The organism is Acidovorax sp. (assembly GCF_046291265.1).
Lineage (GTDB): Bacteria > Pseudomonadota > Gammaproteobacteria > Burkholderiales > Burkholderiaceae_C > Acidovorax.
The window spans coordinates 19,734-40,644 of sequence record NZ_JBKBTV010000036.1 but is presented as its reverse complement, the minus strand read 5'-3'; the positions used below and the strand labels follow the sequence as shown (position 1 = coordinate 40,644).

Genomic DNA, 20,911 nt, shown 5'->3' with positions numbered 1-20,911 from the left:
TTCGGGCCTTCAAGAACACTGGCAAACCTCCACATCTTCTGCGCACTGACCATCGCTAACGCATGGCTTCTCGCATCAGCTTGCGAATCACCGGCAGAAACAACGGTTCTGACTTATTTGCGATGGTGATCAGACCAAACCGGGCCTTCGTTTTCAGCGGTGGGTACACGGGCAACTCCACCAGGTGTGGCGCGCTGGCACGGATGGCGAGCAGCACGGTATCTGTGTTCTCCGTCACTTGAACGATGTGGGAAATTTCGTCGCTGGTGAGCTTAACCATGACGCTGGGGTGCGCCTTTTCTCCATACCGCTCAACGAGGATTCGAGCTGTTTCTTCGCTCAGCGGTGTTGAACAAACGGGATAGGCCATAAGTTGGGCAAAGCCCACCCGTGTCTGGGCAGCCAGCGGGTGGTCCGGTCGGCACATGAACACCCCGTCCATCTCCGCTATCTGCGTGACCTTGAGATCGGGCGCTGGTCGAAGGAAACGGATATCGACCACCAGAGCGTCGAGCTGCCTGTCACGCAGCATTTGCGCCAGGCTGGCGGTGTTGGCGCGCACGATGTCGACATGAAACTTGGGATAGTGCTGTGTGAAATGGGACAGCACCGCGGCACTGAGCAAAGCGCCAGGCCCTGAGCTCAAGCCAAGGCGAATGCGTCCACTGTCGTCAGCGCTGAGTTGTCTTCCGCAGTTCTTGAGTTGCTCTGCTTCTTCGACCAGGGCCTGGCTCCGTGGAAGTACCTCGCTACCGAACGCGGTCAACTCGATGCGTTTGCCGATGCGGTCAAACAGCAGGCGGTCCAGTTCCTCTTCCAAGGCTTTGATGCTGCGGCTCAACGCTGGTTGCGTCATGCACAAGACGTCCGCTGCTTTCACAAACGAACCGGATCTCGCCAACTCTATGAAATGACGAAGCTGTACGAGGGTCATGATTTATCCATGATTTTTGCATCATTATTATCAAACTAATAATGCATTGGACGTCATGATTTTCGCACCATACGATGGACCTCACCCCTTCCATCTTGTCCAGGAGTAATTCATGAAACCCTCGTTCAAAGCTTTGTCCGGCGTCCTTTTCGGCCTGGTGATGAGCTGCTCGGCATGGGCTCAGACCTTCCCGTCCAAGCCCGTCACGCTGATGGTGCCGTACCCCGCTGGGGGTGTGTCCGACGTCATCGCCCGCAGTCTCAACAACGTGCTGGCCAAGCATCTTGGACAGACCGTGATCGTCGAGAACCTGGGGGGAGCCAGTGGCGGGATTGCGGCTCAAAAGGTGCTGAACAGCGCGCCTGACGGGCACATGATTTTCCAAGGCTCCCCCAACGAGCTGATTCTTGCGCCGCTGTCCAATGCGGCGGTCAAATACAAGCCTGAGGATTTCCGTCTGGTGCAAATGATCACCGTGAATCCCTTGGTCATGCTGGCCCGCAAGGACCTGCCAGCGTCCAATGGCGATGAACTCGTCGCGCATGCGCGCAAGTCGGCCGCAGAAGGCAAGCCGCTGACCTTTGCCAGCGTCGGGCCTGGCTCGCTCTATCACCTGCTGGGCGAGCACATGTCGAAAGTGACCGGCGTGCCCATGACCCATGTTCCCTACAAGGGTGGGGCGCCTGCTGTGCAGGATTTGATGGGTGGACAGGTCGACATCTTCATGACCCCCTACGGCAAGGGACAGGTTCAGCTGGTGGCGGATGGAAAGCTGAAGGCGCCCGCCGTGTTGTCCGCCGAAAGGCAAGACCTGTTCAAGCAGGTGCCGGCTCTTAACGAAAGCACCGCGCTCAAGGGGTTCGTGTTCGAAACCTGGGCTGGCTTTTTTGTCCACAAGGACACACCCGAGCCAGTGGTGCAGGCTTTGCATAAGGCCTTGAGCGAAGTTGCCAACGACGTGACAGTGCGCACTGCCCTGGAAGCTCAGGCCATGATTGTTCCGCGTCCACAGCCACTGGCGGCGCTGGGCAAGCTGTACGCGGAAAACACCGCGAAGTACCAGGCCATTGCGAAATCCATGCGGCTGCAGCCGCAGTGACCGGTGCTCAGACATGCAGAACAGCACCTACCTGGGTCATGCACTGGCCGACCGTGTTGGCGAATTCATCTTGATTCGAAGGGAAATTCACGCCCAACCAGAACTCGCCTTTGAAGAGCATCAGACCGCTGCGCTGGTTGCGCGGAAGTTGCGCGATTGGGGCTACGAAGTCACGACTGGCATGGGGCGAACTGGCGTGGTGGGCACCTTGCGAAGGGGGGCTGGCAACCGCTCCCTGGGCATACGTGCCGACATGGACGCCTTGCCGATTCTGGAGTCCAGCGGGCACGACTGGGCCAGCAAGCGGGCTGGGTTGATGCATGCCTGCGGGCATGACGGCCATACGGCGACCTTGCTGGCCGCCGCCAAGTTTGTGGCGGAAGACCTGAACTTTCATGGTGTTCTGCACCTGATCTTTCAGCCTGCTGAGGAGGGCGCTGGTGGTGCGGTCGAGATGATGGCGGATGGCCTGTTCGACCGGTTCCCCTGTGACGCGGTCTATGCCTTGCACAACATGCCAGGCATCGAGGCGGGGCGCTTTGTCTTCAGGTCTGGCCCGACGATGGCGTCGAGCGACAACGTCACCATCACCTTGAAAGGTCGTGGCGGTCATGGCGCTTTCCCGCATGAAACGCGCGACACCGTGGTAGCTGCTTCGTCCATCGTCATGGCTTTGCAGACGGTCGTGTCCAGGAATGTGGACCCCCTGAAGACCGCCGTGGTGACCGTGGGCGCGGTCAATGCTGGTCAGGCCAACAACGTCATCCCGGAAGACGCAAAACTTGAGCTGAGCATTCGAGCACTGGACAACGATGTCCGAACGCTGATCAAGGCACGGATCCTGGACCTGGTGAAGATGCAGGCTCAAAGCTACGAAGTCGAAGCAACCATCGACTGGCGCGAAGGCTATGCGGTTCTGGTGAACACGGATAAAGAGACGGCATTCGCGGTGGATGTGGCAACCCGGTTGTTGGGTCCACAGCAGGTGGATGCCAATGGTCCGATGTTCACGGCCAGCGAAGACTTCGCCTTCATGCTGCAAAAGGTCCCTGGCTGCTATTTCTTTGTGGGCAACGGCGGTGCGGGGACACCCGGCGCATGCAGCGTTCACAACCCGGGCTACGACTTCAATGACGACATCATTGCGCCGGGTGCAGCATTCTGGTGCCGCTTGATCGAGACCTACCTCCAGGAAGAAATTAAATGAAGGTGCCCGGTATCACGACCAACGGGAAGCCTTGCAGATTTTTATGTCCCAAGACTGCTATAACGCTACCAGCGGTCACTCGGCAGGCAGGCTTGAGGGCCTGCAACCACCGCCAAGCCGCCGCCTGGGCTCGCACTGGATTGAGGTGCTTCGGGATATGGCGTGCTGCAGGCGACCTGCGGATATCCTTTGCAAACTATCGTCTGAGGCTCGTGGCCTTACCATCCCAAAAGTTGCAAACTCTATTCTTCATTTGTGAACTTTATTCCGATAGACCTGTCCCGCGTGGACGCCGTCATCGTCGACCTGGATGGCACCATGGTCGACACGATGGGGGATTTCAACGAGGCGCTCAACCGCATGCTGCGCGAGCTGGCCCTGCCGCCCATCGGGGCCGAACACATCGAGCACATGGTGGGCAAAGGCTCTGAACATCTGCTGGTTTCAGTGCTAAAACACGTGCTAGCGCTTGATGATAAAGCGCTTTTAGCTATCAAAGTAGAAGCAATCTACCCCGCAGCCTGGTCCAGCTACCAGCGCCACTACCTGGACATCAATGGCCAATATGCGCGCGTGTACGCCGGGGTGGCTGATGGCCTCGCGGCGCTGCGCGCGGCCGGGCTGCGCATGGCCTGCCTGACCAATAAGCCCACCAATTTTGCGCTGCCTTTGCTCAAGGCCAAGGGGCTCGACGGATACTTTGAAAAAGTGTTTGGTGGCGACGCGTTTGAGCGCAAGAAGCCGGACCCTTTGCCACTCATCAAAACTTGTGAGGCGCTGGGGACGACTCCCCTGCGAACGCTGATGGTGGGCGATTCGAGCAACGACGCACAGGCCGCGCGGGCGGCGGGTTGCCCGGTGGTGCTGGTCACCTACGGCTACAACCACGGCCAGCCGGTGCGGGCCGTGGACGCCGACGGGTTTGTGGACTCGCTCACGCAGCTGCTGTGACAGCCGCTTGAGGCGCCATGGCAGTTACGCCGGTAGCTGCCGCGGCGCTGCACTGCGGTAGTTCAACCGGGTTGCCTGCAATGCACCTGCCTGCACGGAGGGCGCAGCGCTGTAGTTGCCGCTGTTCGCCCCCGCAGACAGGCGAAACACGGCCACCGCATCCACCAGTTGCCCCGCCTGGGTTTTCAAGCTGTCGGCCGCAGCGGCGCTTTGCTCTACCAGGGCCGCGTTCTGCTGTGTCGCCTGGTCCATCTGCGTGATGGCTTCGCCCACCTGCGATACGCCCGAGCTTTGTTCGCTGCTGGCGGCACTGATCTCACCCATGATGTCGGTCACGCGGCGGATGGCGCTGACCACTTCGGTCATGGTCGCGCCGGCCTTGTCGACCAGTGCGGTGCCGCGCTCTACGCGCTCCACGCTGGTTCCGATCAGTCCCTTGATCTCCTTGGCTGCTTCGGCGCTGCGCTGGGCCAGGCTGCGCACTTCACCCGCCACCACGGCAAATCCGCGCCCTTGCTCGCCCGCGCGAGCTGCCTCTACAGCCGCGTTCAGCGCCAGGATGTTGGTCTGAAACGCAATGCCGTCGATCACGCTGATGATGTCGGCGATTTTTTTGCTGCTGTCGTTGATGCCCTTCATGGTGTCCACCACCTCGGCCACCACGTCACCGCCTTGTTTGGCCACGGTGGATGCGCTCATGGCCAGCTGATTGGCTTGGCGGGCGTTGTCCGCGTTCTGCCGCACGGTGGATCCCAACTCTTCCATGGAGGCGGCGGTTTCCTCCAGCGCCGAGGCCTGCTGTTCGGTGCGGGCCGACAGGTCGTTGTTGCCAGACGCGATCTCCGCGCTGGCAGTGGCCACGCCTTCTGCGCTGTGTCGCACATTGCCCACGATGCTTGCCAGGCGCGACTGCATGGTGGCCAACGCCTGCAACAACTGGCCGGTCTCGTCGTTGCCCGCTGCCACGATGGGGTGGGTCAGGTCGCCATCGGCAATGTTTTCGGCCGCCTGCTTGCCCTGTTGTACCGGGCGCACGATGGAGCGCGTCACCGTGAAGGCCAGCAGCGCGCCCAGGGCCACTGCCACCAGCGTGCCCACGCCCAGCAGCACCTGGCTGGCCTTGGCAAGGGTGCTGGTGTCGGCCTGGCTCTCTGACAGCTGGGTGGCCATGGTGCTGCGCAGGTCGTCGAGCGATTTCAGGTACTTGTCGGCCAGGGGGCGCAGATCCTTGTCCACCATGGTGGGCACGTTGGGCTCGCCACCCCGGTGCAGTTCGCGGATCTCGGTGAGTTTGTCGTTGTAGGCCGTGCGGGCGGTGGCAATGGTGGCCAGCAGGCTGCGTGCGGTGTCGCCCTGCACCAGTGCCTCGATGCGCTTCACTTTCGCGTCCATGCCCGTGGCGGTGGCCTGCGTGTCCGCAGTGAGCTTGTCCATGTAGTCGCGGTCGATGGCTTTCAGGAAGGCCTCGGTCCGCACCCAGTTCAGGCGGATGTCGGACGCCCAGTCTTCCACCAGGGTCTGTTGTTCGATTTCTTGCGTGGCGACCCGCTCGCTGGCCCCTTGCAGGCTGGCAATGCGCCACATGCCGGTGGCAGCAATGAGGGCCGTGATGAGCAGGATGGCGCCAAAAGACAAGCCCAAGCGCAGGCCGACGGAAAGATTACTGAATTTCATGGTGGTGTCTGGCGCAGAAAGGTGTCGGGAGGCAAAAAAGAGAAGGCGTTGCAGACGGCGTGTTGCGGCGCGCGGGTAGCGCTCAAAGCGGGGGGCAGGCCGTGACACCTAAAGCTGCGGGTTGTGCGCAGCGGGATGCCATGGATTGCAGAGGCGATGGGTGCAATCGTTGAATCAAAGGGTACGCCCCACAAGAGGCCGCGTCAGTCGGGCGGGCGACAGCCAAGGGGGTGATGGGGTGAGGGTTTGCCCAGGGCCGTGGGCCAAGGGCTGTGTGGGTGGATGCCTACGCAGGCTTGCCCAGCAAGGCGTCCTTGAGTTTCCAGTCCGCAGGCACGTTGCCCAACCAGATGCCCATCAGTGCGTTGAAAAATTCAGGCTCCTTGAACGGCTCGCCCTGGGGCTTTCCCTTCACGGTGATCACCGTGCCGGTGCCCGGAATCCAGTCAATCATGAACTGGTCGCCCGCTTGCAGCTTCTTGTGGTCCGAGAAGATCTGGCTCATGCGCAGCACGCCGGGAATCAGCTTGGAGAACGCGGCCCGGTCCATGTTGTCTTCCATGCCGCGCGAGAACAGTTTGCCCAGCTCGGTGGAGTCGATTTCGCGCAGCATGGTGATGCTCATGCGCTTGGGGCCCTTCAGGGCTGCGACCTCTTGTGTCGAGCCCGCTTTCTTGTCGAGGTACAACCCCGCGGTGTACACCTTGAAAACAGCCTTGTAGCGCACGCCCGCACCATTGAGCTGCAGCGTGCTGCCGCCCAGACTGGCGGTTTCTTCGTACTTCACGTCGGCCACGGTCGTGGGCTGGGCAAAGGCGCTGGTTGCTATCAGGCAGGCGCTGGCCACCACAACGCATTGCTTCAGGAATTTCATGCGCAGATCCTTAAAAAAGAACGGTCGTTCGTTTCAAATTGTTGCAGCGCTCTGAGTGATCCGCAACAGGGTTTTCGATGGGTTGTGTGATCTCAGGTGGAGGGCCGTCAAATCCGGCCACGAAAAAACCTTTGCTACACTTTGCCCCCATGTTCATTCACCACGTGTTCATCACAGGTTGCAGCGACCGGGGAGCCTGGCCCTGGCGTCAGCCTGTCTCTTTGAACGCCTGATGGCACCTGGGCCGAAGACGCCCCAGCGTGCACCCGTGGCCTCCCTTTGATGCGGGGGCCGATTGAATGGACCGCAGCGCCCCTTACTCATTGCACAGGGATACGCGCTGCGACAGCTGGGAGCTCTCCCCGTGATCACAGAACTTGAATTCAAAAGCCTGGCCAGCGAAGGCTACAACCGCATCCCGCTCATGGTCGAGGCCTTTGCGGACCTGGAAACCCCGCTTTCGCTCTACCTGAAGCTGGCGCACACCAAGGACGGCGGCAAGCACAGCTTTCTGCTCGAATCCGTGGTGGGCGGTGAGCGCTTTGGTCGCTACAGCTTCATCGGCCTGCCCGCGCGCACCTTGCTGCGCGCGAGCGGCTTCGGTGCTGCAGCCCGCACCGAGGTCGTCACCGACGGCCAGGTGGTCGAGACTGCCGAAGGCAACCCGCTCGATTTCATCGAGGCCTACCAAAAGCGCTTCAAGGTGGCCCTCCGGCCGGGACTGCCGCGTTTTTGTGGCGGCCTGGCCGGTTACTTTGGCTACGACGCGGTGCGCTACATCGAGAAGAAGCTCGAAACCACCTGCCCGCCCGACACCCTGGGCTGCCCCGACATCCTGCTGCTGCAGTGCGAGGAACTGGCCGTCATCGACAACCTCTCGGGCAAGCTTTACCTCATCGTCTATGCCGACCCGGCCCAGCCCGAGGCGTACGCCAAGGCCAAAAAGCGCCTGCGCGACCTCAAGGAGCAGCTCAAGTATTCGGTGAGCGCCCCCGTGGTCAAGGCCACCGAAAGCCACCCCGCCCAGCGCGACTTTGCCAAGGCCGACTACCTGGCCGCCGTAGACCGCGCCAAGGAGCTGATCGCCGCGGGCGACTTCATGCAGGTGCAGGTGGGCCAGCGTATCCACAAGCGCTACACCGAAAGTCCCCTGAGCCTGTACCGCGCGCTGCGCTCGCTGAACCCGTCGCCGTACATGTACTTCTACGATTTTGGCGACTTCCACGTGGTGGGCGCCAGCCCCGAGATCCTGGTGCGCCAGGAGAAAACAGAAGAAGGCACGAAGGTCACCATCCGCCCCCTGGCCGGCACCCGCCCACGTGGCGCCACACCCGAGAAGGACAAAGCCACCGAGGTTGAACTCATCAACGACCCCAAGGAACGCGCCGAACACGTGATGCTGATTGACCTGGCGCGCAACGACATCGGCCGCATTGCCAAGACCGGCACCGTGAAGGTGACCGAGGCCTTTGCCGTGGAGCGCTACAGCCACGTGATGCACATCGTGAGCAACGTGGAAGGCATCCTGAACGACGGCATGACCAGCATGGATGTGCTCAAGGCCACCTTCCCTGCTGGCACGCTCACCGGCGCGCCTAAGGTGCACGCCATGGAGCTGATCGACCAGCTGGAACCCACCAAGCGCGGCCTGTACGGCGGCGCCTGTGGCTACCTGAGCTACGCGGGCGATATGGACGTGGCCATTGCCATTCGCACCGGCATCATCAAGAACGGCACGCTCTATGTGCAGGCCGCTGCGGGCGTGGTGGCCGATTCGGTGCCTGAGCTGGAATGGAAAGAAACCGAGCACAAGGCCCGCGCGCTGCTGCGCGCTGCAGAGCTGGTTGAGGAGGGCCTGGAATGACCCGCGCCATCGACAAAGTGAAACCCTGCAACACCATGCAGGACGTGCGCCGCGAAGTGAATGCGCTGGACGACGTGCTGGTGCCGCTGCTGGTGGAGCGCGTGGGCTACATGACCCAGGCGGCGCGCATCAAGCAGGGCGTGGAACAGGTGCGCGACGAAGCGCGCATCAAAGCCATAGTTGACCGCGTGCGTGAGCGCGCTCAGGCTGAAGGCGGTGACGCCGACGTGATCGAAGCCATCTACCGCAGCCTCATGGAAGCCTGCATTGCCTATGAACACCGCGAGTTCGCCCGTCTGCGCGAGCCCGCCCTTGCCGGGAGCGCCGCATGAAACTCTTGATGGTCGATAACTACGACAGCTTCACCTACAACATCGTCCAGTATTTCGGTGAACTGGGCGCCGAGGTGGAGGTGTTTCGCAACGACGAAATCAGCGTGGCTGACATCGAAGCGCGCCTGAACGCCGGGCAGCTGGATCGCCTGGTCATCTCGCCCGGCCCCTGCTCGCCCGCCGAGGCGGGTATTTCGGTGGCCGCGATCAAGCACTTTGCGGGCAAGCTGCCCATCCTCGGCGTGTGCCTGGGCCACCAGGCCATTGGTGCGGCGTTTGGCGGCAACATCATCCGCGCGCAGCAACTGATGCACGGCAAGACCAGCGTCATCACCACCACGCAGAAGGGTGTCTTTGCCGGGTTGCCCGAGAAGTTCACCGTCAACCGCTACCACTCCCTGTCCATCGAGCGCGCCACCTGCCCCGAGGTGCTGGAGGTGACGGCCTGGACGGATGACGGCGAGATCATGGGCGTGCGTCACAAGACGTTGGCGATTGAAGGCGTACAGTTCCACCCCGAAAGTATCCTCACCGAACACGGCCACGCCATGCTGAAGAACTTTCTGGAGCAGTGCGCGTGACGGGGTTCATCGACACGCACCAGCTGGTGATGTTCATCGCCGCAGGCTGGCTGCTCAACCTGACGCCCGGGCCGGATGTGCTGTACATCGTCACCAACGCACTCAAGTCCGGCACACGCGCGGGCATCGTGGCGGGGCTGGGCATCACGGCGGGTTGCTTCGTGCACATCTTTGCGGCGGCCGTGGGTGTGGGCGCGTTGCTGGCCACCTCGGCCACAGCGTTCACCGTGCTCAAGTGGGTGGGCGCCGCCTACCTGCTGTGGATGGGTGCGCGCATGCTGTTTGCCAAAGCCTCGGGAGACAGCGCCAGCGGTGCTGCCATCGCGGCGGCGCGGGTTCATTCCACTGCGGTGGTCTCGTTGCGCAGTGTGTTCATGGGTGGGTTCTGGACCAATGTGCTCAACCCCAAAGTCGCCATCTTCTTCCTGGCCTTTGTGCCGCAGTTCATTGCGCCGGGCACCGAGAACAAGGCGCTGGCCTTTGTGCTGCTGGGCGTGCTGTTCAACGTGAACGCCATTCCCGTCAACGCGGGCTGGGCGCTGGCCGCGTCATGGATGGCGCGGCGTGTGGGGGCCGTGCAGCGCGGCATGCATTGGCTCGACCGCGTTGCCGGGGCGATGTTCATCGGCTTCGGCCTGAAGCTGGCATTTTCAGATCGACCTGCTGCATAAAAAGCGCAGAGAACAAACCGGAGACAACACATGTCCATCACCCCCCAGGAAGCGCTGCTGCGCACCATTGAACACCGCGAGATCTTTCACGACGAGATGCTGCACCTGATGCGCATGATCATGAAGGGCGAGATCTCGCCCCTCATGGTGGCGGCCATCACCACCGGTCTGCGCGTCAAGAAGGAAACCATTGGTGAGATCACCGCCGCCGCACAGGTGATGCGCGAGTTGTCCACCAAGGTGCCGGTGGCCGACCGCACCCACCTTGTGGACATCGTTGGCACCGGTGGCGACGGGTCGCACACCTTCAACATCAGCACCTGCTCCATGTTCGTGGCGGCCGCTGCGGGCGCCAAGGTGGCCAAACACGGCGGGCGGAGCGTGTCGTCCAAGTCGGGCAGCGCGGACGTGATGGAGGCGCTGGGCGTCAACATCAACCTCACGCCCGAGCAGATCGGGCGCAGCGTGGCCGAAACGGGCGTGGGCTTCATGTTCGCGCCCAACCACCATCCGGCCATGAAGAACGTGGCGCCCGTGCGCAAGGAGATGGGCGTCAAGACATTCTTCAATCTGCTGGGCCCGCTGACCAACCCGGCCAGTGCGCCCAACATCCTCATGGGCGTGTTTCACTCCGACCTCGTGGGTATCCAGGTGCGAGCACTGCAGCGCCTTGGGGCCGAACACGCCGTGGTGGTGTATGGCCGCGACGGCATGGACGAGGTGAGCCTGGGCGCGGCCACCATGGTGGGCGAGTTGAAGAACGGCGAGATCCGCGAATACGAAATCCACCCCGAGGACTTCGGTTTGTCGATGCAGAGCAACCGCAGCATCAAGGTAGAGACGCCCCAGGAGTCGGTGGCCATGCTGCGCGGCGTGCTGGCGGGCGACAGCGGTGCAGCGCGCGATATCGTGCTGCTCAACAGCGGCGTGGCGCTGTACGCTGCCGGCCTGGTGCCCACCATGAAGGAGGGCGTCGACCGCGCGGCAGCCGCCGTCGACGCGGGCCTGGCCAAGGCCAAGCTGGAGCAGGTGGTCGCGTTCAGCCGGGCGCAGGTGCCAGCCTGACGCGCGGGCATGTGCCCCTGCCCATCGGATATTCATTGACAAACACTGCGCTCACCCACCCCGCCAGTTCGGTGGGTCGGCCGCAAGGAGCACCCCAGACATGAGCGACATCCTCAACAAGATCGTGGCCGTCAAGCACGAAGAAGTGGCCGCCGCCAAAAAACGCCTCTCGCTGGACGCCATGCGCGCCGATGCCGAGAGCCGCGTGCTCACGCGCGACTTTGAAGGCGCGCTGCGCGCCAAGATCGCCAAGGGCCAGGCGGCGGTGATTGCCGAGGTCAAGAAAGCCAGCCCCAGCAAAGGCGTGTTGCGTGCCGACTTCGAGCCCGCCGACATTGCCCAAAGCTACATGGAAGGTGATGGCAAGGTCAGCGCTGCTTGCCTGTCGGTACTGACCGACCGGCAGTTCTTTCAGGGCCAGCCTGACTATCTGAAGCAAGCCCGTGCCAGCACCTTGCTGCCCGTGCTGCGCAAGGATTTCATGGTCGATGCGTACCAGATCTACGAATCGCGGGCCATGGGCGCCGACGCCATCTTGCTGATTGCGGCCTGCCTGGACGACGCGCAGATGGCCGACTTCGAGGCCATCGCCCGCAGCCTGGACATGGCCGTGCTGGTGGAGGTGCACGACCGGCCCGAACTGGAGCGCGCCCTCAAGCTCAAGACGCCGCTGGTCGGCATCAACAACCGCAACCTGCGCACGTTCGAGGTCACGCTGGACACCACCTTGGGCATGCTCAAGGACGTGCCCGCTGACCGCCTGCTGGTCACCGAGTCGGGCATTCTCAAACCGCAGGATGTGAAGACGATGCGCGACGCAGGTGTGCACGCCTTCCTGGTGGGCGAAGCCTTCATGCGCGCGGACGACCCGGGCCTAGCCTTGGCGCAGCTGTTTGGGTGAAGTGAACACCCCCCTGAGGCGCTTCGCGCCTTCCCCCCGCTCTCGCACCGCTTCGCGATGCGGGCAGGGGGACGCCACCGGCGCGGCGGGGCGGCCCTTGCACGGTGGCCGCTGGCTAGGGCTGCGCCGGTCTCATGCATCGCTGACGACAGAGTCGATGGGTTCAAAAACTATAAATTTCATAGCTATCAGCGCTTGATGGTAAAGCGCTAGAGGCCATTTTGACCATGAATCTGCCTGCCCAAGCCCCCACGCAACTGCAGAGCGCCGACCCTGCCGACTGGGCGGTGGCACCCGGCTGGCAGCCGCTGGTGGACGCCTTCTTTGCCGATGCCCGCGGGCAGGCGCTGCGGGCCTTCCTGCAATCGCGCCTGCAGGCCGGGGCGACGATTTTTCCGCCCCAGCCGTTGCGCGCGCTCGACCTCACACCGCCCGACGCCGTGCGGGTCGTCATCCTGGGGCAGGATCCGTACCACGGCCGCGGCCAGGCTGAGGGGCTGGCGTTTTCGGTCGCGCCGGGCGTGCCGTTGCCGCCCTCGCTGCGCAACATCTTCAAGGAGATGCAGCGCGACCTGGGCACACCGTTTCCGCCGTCCCCAGATCCGGGCGGCAGTCTGGTGAAGTGGGCCAAGAATGGCGTGCTGCTGCTCAACACCGGCCTCACGGTGGAAGAGGGCCAACCCGCCAGCCACGCCGGCAAGGGCTGGGAGGCGCTGACCGACGCCGTGATCCGCCACGTGGCGGAAGGCCCGCGCCCGGTCGTGTTCATGCTGTGGGGCGCGCACGCGCAGTCCAAACGCGCGTTCATTCCGCAAGACCGGGGTCATCTGGTGCTGACGTCCAACCACCCCTCGCCGCTGTCGGCGCTGCGCCCACCCGTGCCTTTTATCGGCAACGGGCACTTTGGCAAGGCGCGCGATTTTCGGACGTTGCACGGGTATTGAGCGTCCCGCGTGCGTGGGTAACGCGACACAACGGGTGTTTTTGAATACGGCAGGCCGCCATGACGGACGCAGACATTGAAGAGCGGATTTTTGCCCTGCTGTCAGTGCGGCAGCCCGGCGCCACCATCTGCCCGTCGGAGGTCGCCCGGTCCCTGCTGCCGGAAGGTGGCGCATGGCGTGAATGGATGCCGCAGGTACGCCAGGTTGCGCAAGCCCTTGCGCAGCAACACCGCCTCAGAGTGACACGCGGTGGCGCACCGGTCGACGCGATCGCGCCGGGCGGACCCATCCGCCTGGGACTGCCTGACTAATAAAAATCACCACCGCCCCGGCAGCCGTTCCTTGAGCAAATCCATGAACGCCTGCACGGCCACCGGCAGGCTGCGGCCTGCGAGGGTCTGCACCTCCAGGTCGCGCAGGTCCATGCCAGGGTCGCTGATGGGCAGGGCCACAACGGCGCCCGCTTCCACCAGGTGGCGCGCCGCGATCTCGCTGGCTACTGACAATCCACCCCCATGCGCCACAAAGTTGAGCACCGTCTTGACATGGTTGCTGATGAGCACCGCCTCCAGCTGCAGGCCCTGGCGGCTGCAGACGATGTCGATCATCTGGCGCACCGTGGTCTCGGCCGGGGGCAGGGCCAGCGGGTATTCGGCCATCTGCGCCAGCGTGACGCTCTCGGCACTGGCCAGCGGGTGGCCGGGCGGGACCAGCGCCAGCACCGGGGCGGTCTGGCGGTAGGCCACCTCGATGTCCTTGTGCGGCGCGCGGCTGAAGCACAGGCCGATGTCGGCGGCGCCACTGCGCACGGCATCCGGCACCTGCGCGGTGGGTATGGACAACACACTGAACTGGATGCCCGTGTGCGTGCGCTGAAACTCCACACACAGCCGTGGCACCAGCTCGTTCGCAAACGCATCCGACGTGGCCAGCCGCACCTGCCCCGCGCGCAGGCCCTGCAGTGCGCCGATCTCGCCCAGCGCGCGTTCGGCGTCCAGCACCGTGCGGCGCGCGTGCACCGCCAAAATTTCGCCCGCCGCGGTCAGCACCATGCCACGCGGGTGGCGGTCGAACAGGGGCGTGCCCAGCTGGGCCTCCAGGCCCGCGATCTGTCGGCTCAGGGCCGATGCCGCCACGTGCAGGCGCGCGGACGCTTCGGTGAGCGAGCCGCTCTGGGCCACTTCCAGAAAGTAGCGCAGGGTGGTGTCTTGCAGCAGGTGGGCGCGCTGGGGCGTCAGGGTGGTCAATGTCATGGCGGTCATTCGCCCGCCAGTATCGGCCGCTTTGCCGCTGCGGCAAAGCTGTTTGCTGATTTGCTGGTGGTAATGCAAGGCAGAGCTTCCTAAGATGGGTCCGTTCCGCGCCGCGCGGGCGGTGTCCGCAGCTCCTTGCTCCGGGCCTGCCGCCCTCATTTTTTCGAACGGTCTTCTTCGTCCTGTTTTTGGAGTGCTCTGTATGCGTCTTATCTCTTGGGGTCGTGGCGTGCTGGGCCTGGCCGGCCTGCTGGCCTGCGTTTCTGCCGTCCACGCGCAAGCGGCCTGGCCCGACCGCCCTGTGCGCGTGATCGTGCCGTTCCCGGCCAGCGGCGCCACCGACCTGGTCGCGCGCGTGGTCACACAACGTGTGGCCGCTGACCTGGGCCAGCAGATGGTGGTCGACAACAAGCCCGGTGCGGGCGGCACGCTGGGCACGGCCGAGGCCGCCAAGGCCCCTGCCGACGGCTACACGCTGCTGCTCACGACCAGCAGTACCCACGCCATCTCGCCCCACCTGATGCCCAAGCTGGCTTACGACCCCCGCAAGGACTTCGTGCCCGTGGCCCATGTGGCCGACGCACCCAGCGTGCTGCTGGTCACCAACTCGCTGCCAGTCAAGACTGTGGGCGAGCTGATTACCTATGCCAAAGCCAACCCCGGCAAGCTCAACTACGCCACCAGTGGCAACGGCACCATCGTGCACCTGAACACCGCCGCCTTCAGCGCCCAGGCGGGCGTGGAGATGACGCACATTCCCTACAAAGGCACGGCGCTGGCCATTCCGGATCTGATCGCCGGGCAGACGCATGTGCTGTTTGACTCCCTGCCCACGGGCATGCCACACGCCAAGGCAGGCCGCCTGCGCGCCCTGGCCGTGACCAGCGAAAAGCGCAGCAGCCTGGCGCCCGAGCTGCCCACCATGGCCGAGTCCGGTCTGCCCGGCTATTCGTCGGTCACCTGGTTTGGGGTTTATCTGCCTGCCAATGCGCCGCCCGCACTGGTGCAACGCATCCACGCCGCCTTTGCCAAGGCCGTGCAGTCCCCCGAAGTGGCGGCCAGCCTGGCCAAGCTGGGCGTAGAGCCCGCAGCCCCCAGCACTGCAGCGCAGTTTGGTGCCATGGTGCAGACCGACAGCAACCGCTGGGCCACCGTCATTCGGCAGCACAAGATAACGGTGGAGTAATCCCCTGAGTCGCCTTCGGCGCCTTCCCCCTTGAAGGGGGACGACGCCCTCGGTGCGGGGCGGCCCTTCCTCGGCGTCTCTCGCATGGGCCGCGCCGGTTGCAACCTGTGCTGGCTTACCTCCGTCAGCCTTTGAGTCACAAAGACATGAACACCTCCTCCCTTGACTGGTCCCTTCCCTACAGCTCCCACCGCAGTGCGGTGATGGGCCGCAATGTGGTCTCCACATCGCAACCGCTGGCCGCACAGGCGGGGCTGCGCATGCTGCTGGCTGGGGGCAATGCGGTGGACGCCGCCATTGCCGCCGCCATGGCGCTCACCGTGGTCGAGCCAACCGGCTGCGGCCTGGGCAGCGATGGTTTTGCCATTGTGTGGGACGGCAAGGAGTTGCACGGCCTGAACGCCTCGGGCCGCTCGCCTGCGGCGTGGACGCCGGAATACTTTGCCAAGCTGGGCGGCATTCCCGAAACCGGCTGGAACGCCGTCACCGTGCCCGGCGCGGTGTCGGCCTGGGTGGCGTTGTCCAAGCGCCTGGGCAAGCTGCCTTTTGCGCAATTGGCGCAGCCCGCCATTGACTACGCGCGCAACGGTTTCCCGGTGTCTCCCACCATTGCCAAACTGTGGGCGCTGGGGGCCGCCAAGCTGGGCGCGCAGCCCGGTTTTGCCGAGTGCTTCATGCCCGACTACCTGGGTGGCCGCGTGCCCCATGCGGGCGAGATCTTCCGCAGCGAAGCCCATGCGCGCACGCTGGAGCTGATTGCCGAGACCGAAGGCGAAGCCTTCTACCGCGGCGTGATCGCCGAGCGCATCGCCGCGCATTCGCAGGCCAACGGCGGCGCCATGACTCTCGCCGATCTGGCCGCGCACCAGGCCGACTGGGTGGGCACCATCAGCCAGCGGTTTGGGGATTCGGTGGTGCACGAGATTCCGCCCAACGGCCAGGGCATTGCGGCGCTGATGGCGCTGGGCATGCTGGACGCAGTGGGTGTGGGCGAGCAACCGCTTGATGGCGTGGACAGCGTGCACCTGCAGATCGAGGCCATGAAACTCGCGTTTGCCGACCTGCACCAGTACAACGCCGACATCGACGCCATGCACGTCACACCCGACGAGTTGCTGCACGCCGACTACCTGGCGAGCCGCGCGGCACTCATCGACCCGGAGCGTGCGGGTGACCCCGGCCATGGGGCACCACGCCCCGGCGGCACGGTGTACCTGGCGGCGGCAGATGCGTCGGGCATGATGATTTCGTTCATCCAGTCCAACTACATGGGTTTTGGCTCGGGCGTGGTGGTGCCGGGCACCGGCATCAGCCTGCAGAACCGCGGCCACAACTTCAACCTGGTTCCCGGCCACGCCAACGAAGTGGGCCCGCGCAAGCGCCCCTCGCACACCATCATCCCGGCCTTTGCCATGCATGCCGATGGCACACCCCAGATGGCGTTTGGCGTGATGGGCGGCCCCATGCAAAGCCAGGGCCATCTGCAGATGGCGCTGCGGGTGTTGCGCTACGGCCAGAACCCGCAGGCCGCTGCCGACGCGCCGCGCTGGCGCGTGACCGGCGGCAAGGGCGTGGTGGTGGAGCTGGGGTTTGACCCCGCCGTGATCGCAGCCCTGCGCGCGCGCGGCCACGAGGTGACGGTAGAAGAGGGCAACGGCGTGTTCGCCTTTGGCGGCGCCCAGCTGGTGCTGAAGAATGGCAGCACCTACATCGCAGGCTCGGACCCCCGCAAGGACGGGCATGCCGTGGCGTACTGATACGGTCCATCATTCACTATCAAATGGATAGCTACTGGCGCTTATTGGATAAGCGCTAGAGCCCTATTTGGCTTAAATTTTTGCCTTAACGTGTCTCGCGCACGGTCAGCCAGGCGCTGGCCGCGCCGCTGAGCACAATGGCCGCAATGCCTGCCATCGACCAGCCATCGGGCACATGGTCGTACACCATCCACCCCGCCAGCATGGCAAACCCAATCTGCGAATACAGAAACGGCGCAATGGTCACTGGCGTGGTGCGCGCGTAGGCGTTGAGCAGCATCATGTGCCCCACCGCGCTGGACAACCCCATGGCAAACAAGCCCGCCCACATCCACGGGTCGGTGATCTGTGTCCACACAAAAGGCACGGCCAGCGACACGAGCGCCGTGGCGATCCAGCCGGTGTACAGCTGGGTGGTGGCGGGGCTTTCGTGCCCGGCCATCTTGCTGCTGAGCACCTGGTAGCCCGTGCCCGACACGAGCAGGCACAGCGGCCACAGCATGGCCCAGGTGAAAGCGTCACTGCCCGGGCGAATGATGGCCAGGGTGCCGGTCAGGCCGATGGCCACCAGCAGCCAGCGCCACACGCTCACCCGCTGGTGCAGCCACAGTGCGGCCACCACGGTCACGCACAGCGGCGTGGTGGCCACCACGGCCGTGAACTCCGCCAATGGCATGTGCATGATGCTGATGAAGCCAAACAGGCTGGTCGCCGCAAACAGCGCGCCGCGCAGGGCCTGAAAACGCGGCTGGGTGGTGCGCAGCGCGCGCAGCCCCTCGCGCTGCAATACGAAAGCCGTGGTCAGCAGCGACTGGAACAGGTAGCGCATCCACAGCGCCATCAGCATCGGCACCCCCACGCTCACCAGTTTGCTGGCGGTGTCCAGCAGCGCAAAACACGCGCAGGCCAACACCGTCAGCGTGATGCCGACCAGCGCCGCGCGCTGCCGTGCGCGCCGCGCAGCGTTGGCGTCGGAGGTCGGGTGGGCAGATGTCACGTGCGCGCGCGCTCCAGCAGCATCGCATCGCCATAGCTGAAGAAGCGGTATTGCTGCGCCATCGCGTGCCGGTACAAGCCCATGATGTGCGCGTAGCCTGCAAACGCGCTCACCAGCATCATCAGCGTGCTTTTGGGCAGGTGGAAGTTGGTGACAAGCACATCCACCACCTGAAACGCAAACCCCGGGGTGATGAAGATATTGGTGTCGCCCGTGGCCTGGCCGGTTTTGGCCCAGGATTCGAGCGTGCGCACCGTGGTCGTTCCCACGGCCACCACGCGACCGCCGCGCTGGCGGCAGCGCTCCAGCGCGGCCAGCGTGGCCAGGGGCACCTCGTACCACTCGCTGTGCATCTGGTGCTCGGCCAGGTTTTCGGTCTTGCAGGGTTGAAAGGTGCCCGCGCCCACATGCAGCGTGACACTCGCGCGTTCGATGCCGCGGGCGGCCAGGTCGGCCAGCACGCCGTCGTCAAAGTGCAGCGCGGCGGTGGGCGCGGCCACGGCGCCGGGGGCGCGCGCAAACACGGTCTGGTAGCGCTGGGTGTCCTCGGCCTCGTCCGGGTCGTGGTCGGTGTTCTGCTGGCGCTCGATGTAGGGCGGCAGCGGCAGGTGGCCGTGGCGGTCCATCAGCTCCCAGGGCGATTCACCCGCGGGGCCATGCAACGCAAAGCGGAACAGCGGGCCGTCCTCGGTGGGCCAGCGGCCCAGCAGTTGCGCATCAAAACCACCCGCTCGGCGCCCACCGGCCATGTGCACCACGCTGCCGGGCAGGGGCTTCTTGCTGACCTTCATGTGGGCCACGACTTCGTTGCCCGGGTTGCCAGCCTCGGCGGGCAGCACGCGTTCGATCAGCAGCTCTAGCTTGCCGCCGCTGGCCTTCTCGCCAAAGATGCGCGCCTTGACCACGCGGGTGTCGTTGAAGACGAGCAGGTCGCCTTCGCGCAGCAGGCCGGGCAGCTCGCGGAAGATCCGATCCACCGGTTGCATCGCCCTGCCATCGAGCAGGCGCGAGGCGCTGCGTTCGGCCGCGGGGTGCTGGGCAATGAGTTCGGGGGGCAGCGAAAAATCGAAATCGCTGAGGGTGAAAACGCGGGGCGCGCCGAGCGCGCTGGGAGAGGTGTCGGTCATCGTGCTTGAGGGCCGAACGGGCCCGTGCCAAGAGCTGAAAAAGGAGCGCGATTGTCCCACGGGTCGCCACAAGGCGTGGCGGCAGTCAGTCCGGCCCTCTGTCTCGTTGGGCAGCGTCCTCTGTGTGCTGCTCGTCGGTTTGCAGCTGGCCCCCGCAAATTCGCTGCGTTCCCCGCCGTGGGTGTCGCCCTACCAGGCCTTCTCGGCAAACCCAGACCACAGCTCGTTCAGGTCGGGAAAGCGCCACTTCTCCGGGTCTTCGCGTGCCACGATTTTTTCGGTGCACCCGGGTGCGGCCAAGTTCACCAGCTCGGGCGGAATCCGCAGGTCGGATTTGGTCGAGTAAAACACTTTGACGGTGGGCATGGTCAGGGCGGTCGGTGCCTGCTCCATCACCACCCCGATGCGGCCCGAGGTCAACCGCACCAGCGAACCCACGGGGTAGATGCCGATGCTCTTGACGAAGGCCTGAAACATGCGCGCATCGAAGTGGTCGTTGGTCCATTCGGCCATGCGGCGCAGGGATTCGGACGGGTCCCAGCCGCTTTTGTAAGGGCGGTCGGAGGTGACGGCGTCGTACACATCGCAGATCGCGGTCATGCGCGCGATCACGCTGATGTTGTCGCCCTTGAGCTGGTCGGGGTAGCCGGATCCGTCCACCTTTTCGTGGTGGTGCAAGCAGGCGTCCAGCACGGCGTCGGGTACGTTGCTGCCCTCTTTGAGCATGTGGTAGCCCTCCACCGGGTGGCTGCGCACCACGGTGAACTCCTTGTCGGTCAGCTTGCCGGGCTTGTTGAGCACCGACAGCGGAATGGCCGCTTTGCCCAGGTCGTGCAGCAAGCCCGCCATGCCTGCGAGCCGCGTTTGGTCGTCATTGAGCTTGAGTTGCTTGGCCAGTGCCACCATGAGCGCGCACACCGCCACCGAGTGCATGTAGGTGTAGTCGTCGGCGGTCTTCAGGCGTGCCAGGCTGATCAAGGCGCCGGGGTTGCGGGTCACGGAGTCGGAGATTTCCTCCACCAGGTTCTTGGTGCTGGCGGAGTCCACCGCGCGGCCCATGCGGGCCTCGTTGAACATCGAGATCACCGCCTTCTTGGAGCGCACGCAGACGGCTGCAGCCATTTTGAGTTCGCTGCCCATGTCCGTGGGCGAGCGATCCCGCACGGGCGGGGGCGGTGGGGGCGGCAGGCTGACCTGCAGGGGCGGCAAGTCTTGCAGCAGGCTGAAACCGGTCTCGATCTGCGCATCCGCCTCTTCGCGCGAGACAGACACAGTGCCCGGGGCGACATCCAGGCCCTTGGATGTGTCGATCCAGCACTCGGTGATCGCAGTAGAGCGGATGCGGACCAGGTCCTTCGGATCCTTGAGCACAAATTTGGCGCGCCAGAAGGGGTGGTCCATCCACGAGCCACAGAACTCATGCAGGTACATGCCCAAGGTGAGGTGCTGGATGTGAATGCGCTTGAGCATGGTGAAAGCCTTGGACTCGGAAAA

General features: G+C 64.2%; 20 protein-coding genes. 13 read left to right on the top strand and 7 right to left on the bottom strand.

Features of this window, described 5'->3' with window-relative positions:
* Positions 1-55 precede the first annotated feature (55 nt).
* Positions 56-934: a LysR family transcriptional regulator gene (locus ACK41V_RS14530; RefSeq protein ID WP_409783309.1), complete on the bottom strand. Its 879-nt coding sequence runs from the start codon at positions 932-934 to the stop codon at positions 56-58.
* A gap of 112 nt (positions 935-1,046) precedes the next feature.
* Here ACK41V_RS14530 and ACK41V_RS14525 point away from each other — a divergent pair, with 112 nt between their 5' ends.
* The 3 genes from ACK41V_RS14525 to gph all read left to right on the top strand — a co-directional run bounded on the left by ACK41V_RS14525 (position 1,047) and on the right by gph (position 4,191).
* The gene (locus ACK41V_RS14525) at positions 1,047-2,033 is read left to right on the top strand and encodes a tripartite tricarboxylate transporter substrate binding protein (RefSeq protein ID WP_409783308.1); all 987 of its coding nucleotides are present in this window, start codon (positions 1,047-1,049) and stop codon (positions 2,031-2,033) included.
* Between the two features lie 13 nt (positions 2,034-2,046).
* Entirely contained in the window at positions 2,047-3,240 is a 1,194-nt protein-coding gene (locus ACK41V_RS14520; protein WP_409783307.1) for a M20 aminoacylase family protein, read from the top strand.
* 255 nt (positions 3,241-3,495) lie between these two features.
* Positions 3,496-4,191 carry a phosphoglycolate phosphatase gene (gph, locus tag ACK41V_RS14515; protein ID WP_409783306.1) on the top strand — a complete coding sequence of 232 codons (696 nt, stop codon included), beginning with the start codon at positions 3,496-3,498 and terminating at the stop codon, positions 4,189-4,191.
* A gap of 24 nt (positions 4,192-4,215) precedes the next feature.
* On the opposite strand, the gene ACK41V_RS14510 is transcribed toward gph, so the two are convergent.
* Together ACK41V_RS14510 and ACK41V_RS14505 are read right to left on the bottom strand one after the other, a co-directional pair.
* Entirely contained in the window at positions 4,216-5,865 is a 1,650-nt protein-coding gene (locus ACK41V_RS14510) for a methyl-accepting chemotaxis protein (RefSeq protein WP_409783305.1), read from the bottom strand.
* A gap of 286 nt (positions 5,866-6,151) precedes the next feature.
* Complete coding sequence (locus ACK41V_RS14505) at positions 6,152-6,739, bottom strand: chalcone isomerase family protein (protein ID WP_409783304.1); 588 nt, start codon at positions 6,737-6,739, stop codon at positions 6,152-6,154.
* 364 nt (positions 6,740-7,103) lie between these two features.
* Here ACK41V_RS14505 and trpE point away from each other — a divergent pair, with 364 nt between their 5' ends.
* From trpE to ACK41V_RS14465, 8 genes are all read left to right on the top strand, one after another.
* Positions 7,104-8,603 carry an anthranilate synthase component I gene (gene trpE, locus ACK41V_RS14500; protein ID WP_409783303.1) on the top strand — a complete coding sequence of 500 codons (1,500 nt, stop codon included), beginning with the start codon at positions 7,104-7,106 and terminating at the stop codon, positions 8,601-8,603.
* Positions 8,600-8,935 (top strand): chorismate mutase, encoded by a 336-nt coding sequence (locus ACK41V_RS14495; protein WP_409783302.1) that lies wholly within the window; start codon positions 8,600-8,602, stop codon positions 8,933-8,935. The genes trpE and ACK41V_RS14495 overlap by 4 nt, the downstream gene beginning before the upstream one ends.
* A complete protein-coding gene (locus ACK41V_RS14490) occupies positions 8,932-9,516 on the top strand; it encodes an aminodeoxychorismate/anthranilate synthase component II (RefSeq protein ID WP_409783301.1) in 585 nt (194 codons plus the stop codon). The genes ACK41V_RS14495 and ACK41V_RS14490 overlap by 4 nt, the downstream gene beginning before the upstream one ends.
* 29 nt (positions 9,517-9,545) lie before the next feature.
* The gene (locus ACK41V_RS14485) at positions 9,546-10,187 is read left to right on the top strand and encodes a LysE family translocator (RefSeq protein ID WP_409783319.1); all 642 of its coding nucleotides are present in this window, start codon (positions 9,546-9,548) and stop codon (positions 10,185-10,187) included.
* 30 nt (positions 10,188-10,217) lie between these two features.
* Entirely contained in the window at positions 10,218-11,252 is a 1,035-nt protein-coding gene (gene trpD, locus ACK41V_RS14480) for an anthranilate phosphoribosyltransferase (protein WP_409783300.1), read from the top strand.
* Between the two features lie 100 nt (positions 11,253-11,352).
* Entirely contained in the window at positions 11,353-12,153 is an 801-nt protein-coding gene (gene trpC / locus ACK41V_RS14475; RefSeq protein WP_409783299.1) for an indole-3-glycerol phosphate synthase TrpC, read from the top strand.
* Between the two features lie 227 nt (positions 12,154-12,380).
* The gene (locus ACK41V_RS14470) at positions 12,381-13,097 is read left to right on the top strand and encodes a uracil-DNA glycosylase (RefSeq protein ID WP_409783298.1); all 717 of its coding nucleotides are present in this window, start codon (positions 12,381-12,383) and stop codon (positions 13,095-13,097) included.
* Between the two features lie 59 nt (positions 13,098-13,156).
* On the top strand, positions 13,157-13,408 hold the full coding sequence (locus ACK41V_RS14465; RefSeq protein ID WP_409783297.1) for a DUF3253 domain-containing protein: 252 nt from the start codon (positions 13,157-13,159) through the stop codon (positions 13,406-13,408).
* A 6-nt stretch (positions 13,409-13,414) separates the two neighbouring features.
* On the opposite strand, the gene ACK41V_RS14460 is transcribed toward ACK41V_RS14465, so the two are convergent.
* On the bottom strand, positions 13,415-14,350 hold the full coding sequence (locus tag ACK41V_RS14460) for a LysR substrate-binding domain-containing protein (RefSeq protein ID WP_409783296.1): 936 nt from the start codon (positions 14,348-14,350) through the stop codon (positions 13,415-13,417).
* Between the two features lie 202 nt (positions 14,351-14,552).
* Here ACK41V_RS14460 and ACK41V_RS14455 point away from each other — a divergent pair, with 202 nt between their 5' ends.
* Both ACK41V_RS14455 and ACK41V_RS14450 read left to right on the top strand, forming a co-directional pair.
* Positions 14,553-15,536: a Bug family tripartite tricarboxylate transporter substrate binding protein gene (locus ACK41V_RS14455; protein ID WP_409783295.1), complete on the top strand. Its 984-nt coding sequence runs from the start codon at positions 14,553-14,555 to the stop codon at positions 15,534-15,536.
* 146 nt (positions 15,537-15,682) lie between these two features.
* Entirely contained in the window at positions 15,683-17,293 is a 1,611-nt protein-coding gene (locus ACK41V_RS14450) for a gamma-glutamyltransferase family protein (RefSeq protein WP_409783294.1), read from the top strand.
* Between the two features lie 85 nt (positions 17,294-17,378).
* On the opposite strand, the gene ACK41V_RS14445 is transcribed toward ACK41V_RS14450, so the two are convergent.
* The 3 genes from ACK41V_RS14445 to ACK41V_RS14435 all read right to left on the bottom strand — a co-directional run bounded on the left by ACK41V_RS14445 (position 17,379) and on the right by ACK41V_RS14435 (position 20,887).
* A complete protein-coding gene (locus ACK41V_RS14445) occupies positions 17,379-18,290 on the bottom strand; it encodes a DMT family transporter (RefSeq protein ID WP_409783293.1) in 912 nt (303 codons plus the stop codon).
* Positions 18,287-19,417 (bottom strand): tRNA preQ1(34) S-adenosylmethionine ribosyltransferase-isomerase QueA, encoded by a 1,131-nt coding sequence (gene queA / locus ACK41V_RS14440; protein ID WP_409783292.1) that lies wholly within the window; start codon positions 19,415-19,417, stop codon positions 18,287-18,289. The genes ACK41V_RS14445 and queA overlap by 4 nt, the downstream gene beginning before the upstream one ends.
* Before the next feature lie 189 nt (positions 19,418-19,606).
* Entirely contained in the window at positions 19,607-20,887 is a 1,281-nt protein-coding gene (locus ACK41V_RS14435; protein ID WP_409783291.1) for an HD-GYP domain-containing protein, read from the bottom strand.
* Between the last annotated feature and the right edge of the window lie 24 nt (positions 20,888-20,911).

What these genes read in the sequence shown, in the direction of transcription:
- trpC (WP_409783299.1), top strand. Translation starts at nt 11,353, where the DNA reads ATGAGCGACATCCTCAACAAGATCGTGGCCGTCAAGCACGAAGAAGTG.
- ACK41V_RS14455 (WP_409783295.1), top strand. Translation starts at nt 14,553, where the DNA reads ATGCGTCTTATCTCTTGGGGTCGTGGCGTGCTGGGCCTGGCCGGCCTG.
- ACK41V_RS14525 (WP_409783308.1), top strand. Translation starts at nt 1,047, where the DNA reads ATGAAACCCTCGTTCAAAGCTTTGTCCGGCGTCCTTTTCGGCCTGGTG.
- ACK41V_RS14450 (WP_409783294.1), top strand. Translation starts at nt 15,683, where the DNA reads ATGAACACCTCCTCCCTTGACTGGTCCCTTCCCTACAGCTCCCACCGC.
- trpD (WP_409783300.1), top strand. Translation starts at nt 10,218, where the DNA reads ATGTCCATCACCCCCCAGGAAGCGCTGCTGCGCACCATTGAACACCGC.
- ACK41V_RS14495 (WP_409783302.1), top strand. Translation starts at nt 8,600, where the DNA reads ATGACCCGCGCCATCGACAAAGTGAAACCCTGCAACACCATGCAGGAC.
- queA (WP_409783292.1), bottom strand. Translation starts at nt 19,417, where the DNA reads ATGACCGACACCTCTCCCAGCGCGCTCGGCGCGCCCCGCGTTTTCACC.
- ACK41V_RS14460 (WP_409783296.1), bottom strand. Translation starts at nt 14,350, where the DNA reads ATGACATTGACCACCCTGACGCCCCAGCGCGCCCACCTGCTGCAAGAC.
- ACK41V_RS14485 (WP_409783319.1), top strand. Translation starts at nt 9,546, where the DNA reads ATGTTCATCGCCGCAGGCTGGCTGCTCAACCTGACGCCCGGGCCGGAT.
- ACK41V_RS14470 (WP_409783298.1), top strand. Translation starts at nt 12,381, where the DNA reads ATGAATCTGCCTGCCCAAGCCCCCACGCAACTGCAGAGCGCCGACCCT.
- ACK41V_RS14510 (WP_409783305.1), bottom strand. Translation starts at nt 5,865, where the DNA reads ATGAAATTCAGTAATCTTTCCGTCGGCCTGCGCTTGGGCTTGTCTTTT.
- ACK41V_RS14490 (WP_409783301.1), top strand. Translation starts at nt 8,932, where the DNA reads ATGAAACTCTTGATGGTCGATAACTACGACAGCTTCACCTACAACATC.
- ACK41V_RS14520 (WP_409783307.1), top strand. Translation starts at nt 2,047, where the DNA reads ATGCAGAACAGCACCTACCTGGGTCATGCACTGGCCGACCGTGTTGGC.
- ACK41V_RS14465 (WP_409783297.1), top strand. Translation starts at nt 13,157, where the DNA reads ATGACGGACGCAGACATTGAAGAGCGGATTTTTGCCCTGCTGTCAGTG.
- ACK41V_RS14530 (WP_409783309.1), bottom strand. Translation starts at nt 934, where the DNA reads ATGACCCTCGTACAGCTTCGTCATTTCATAGAGTTGGCGAGATCCGGT.
- ACK41V_RS14505 (WP_409783304.1), bottom strand. Translation starts at nt 6,739, where the DNA reads ATGAAATTCCTGAAGCAATGCGTTGTGGTGGCCAGCGCCTGCCTGATA.
- ACK41V_RS14435 (WP_409783291.1), bottom strand. Translation starts at nt 20,887, where the DNA reads ATGCTCAAGCGCATTCACATCCAGCACCTCACCTTGGGCATGTACCTG.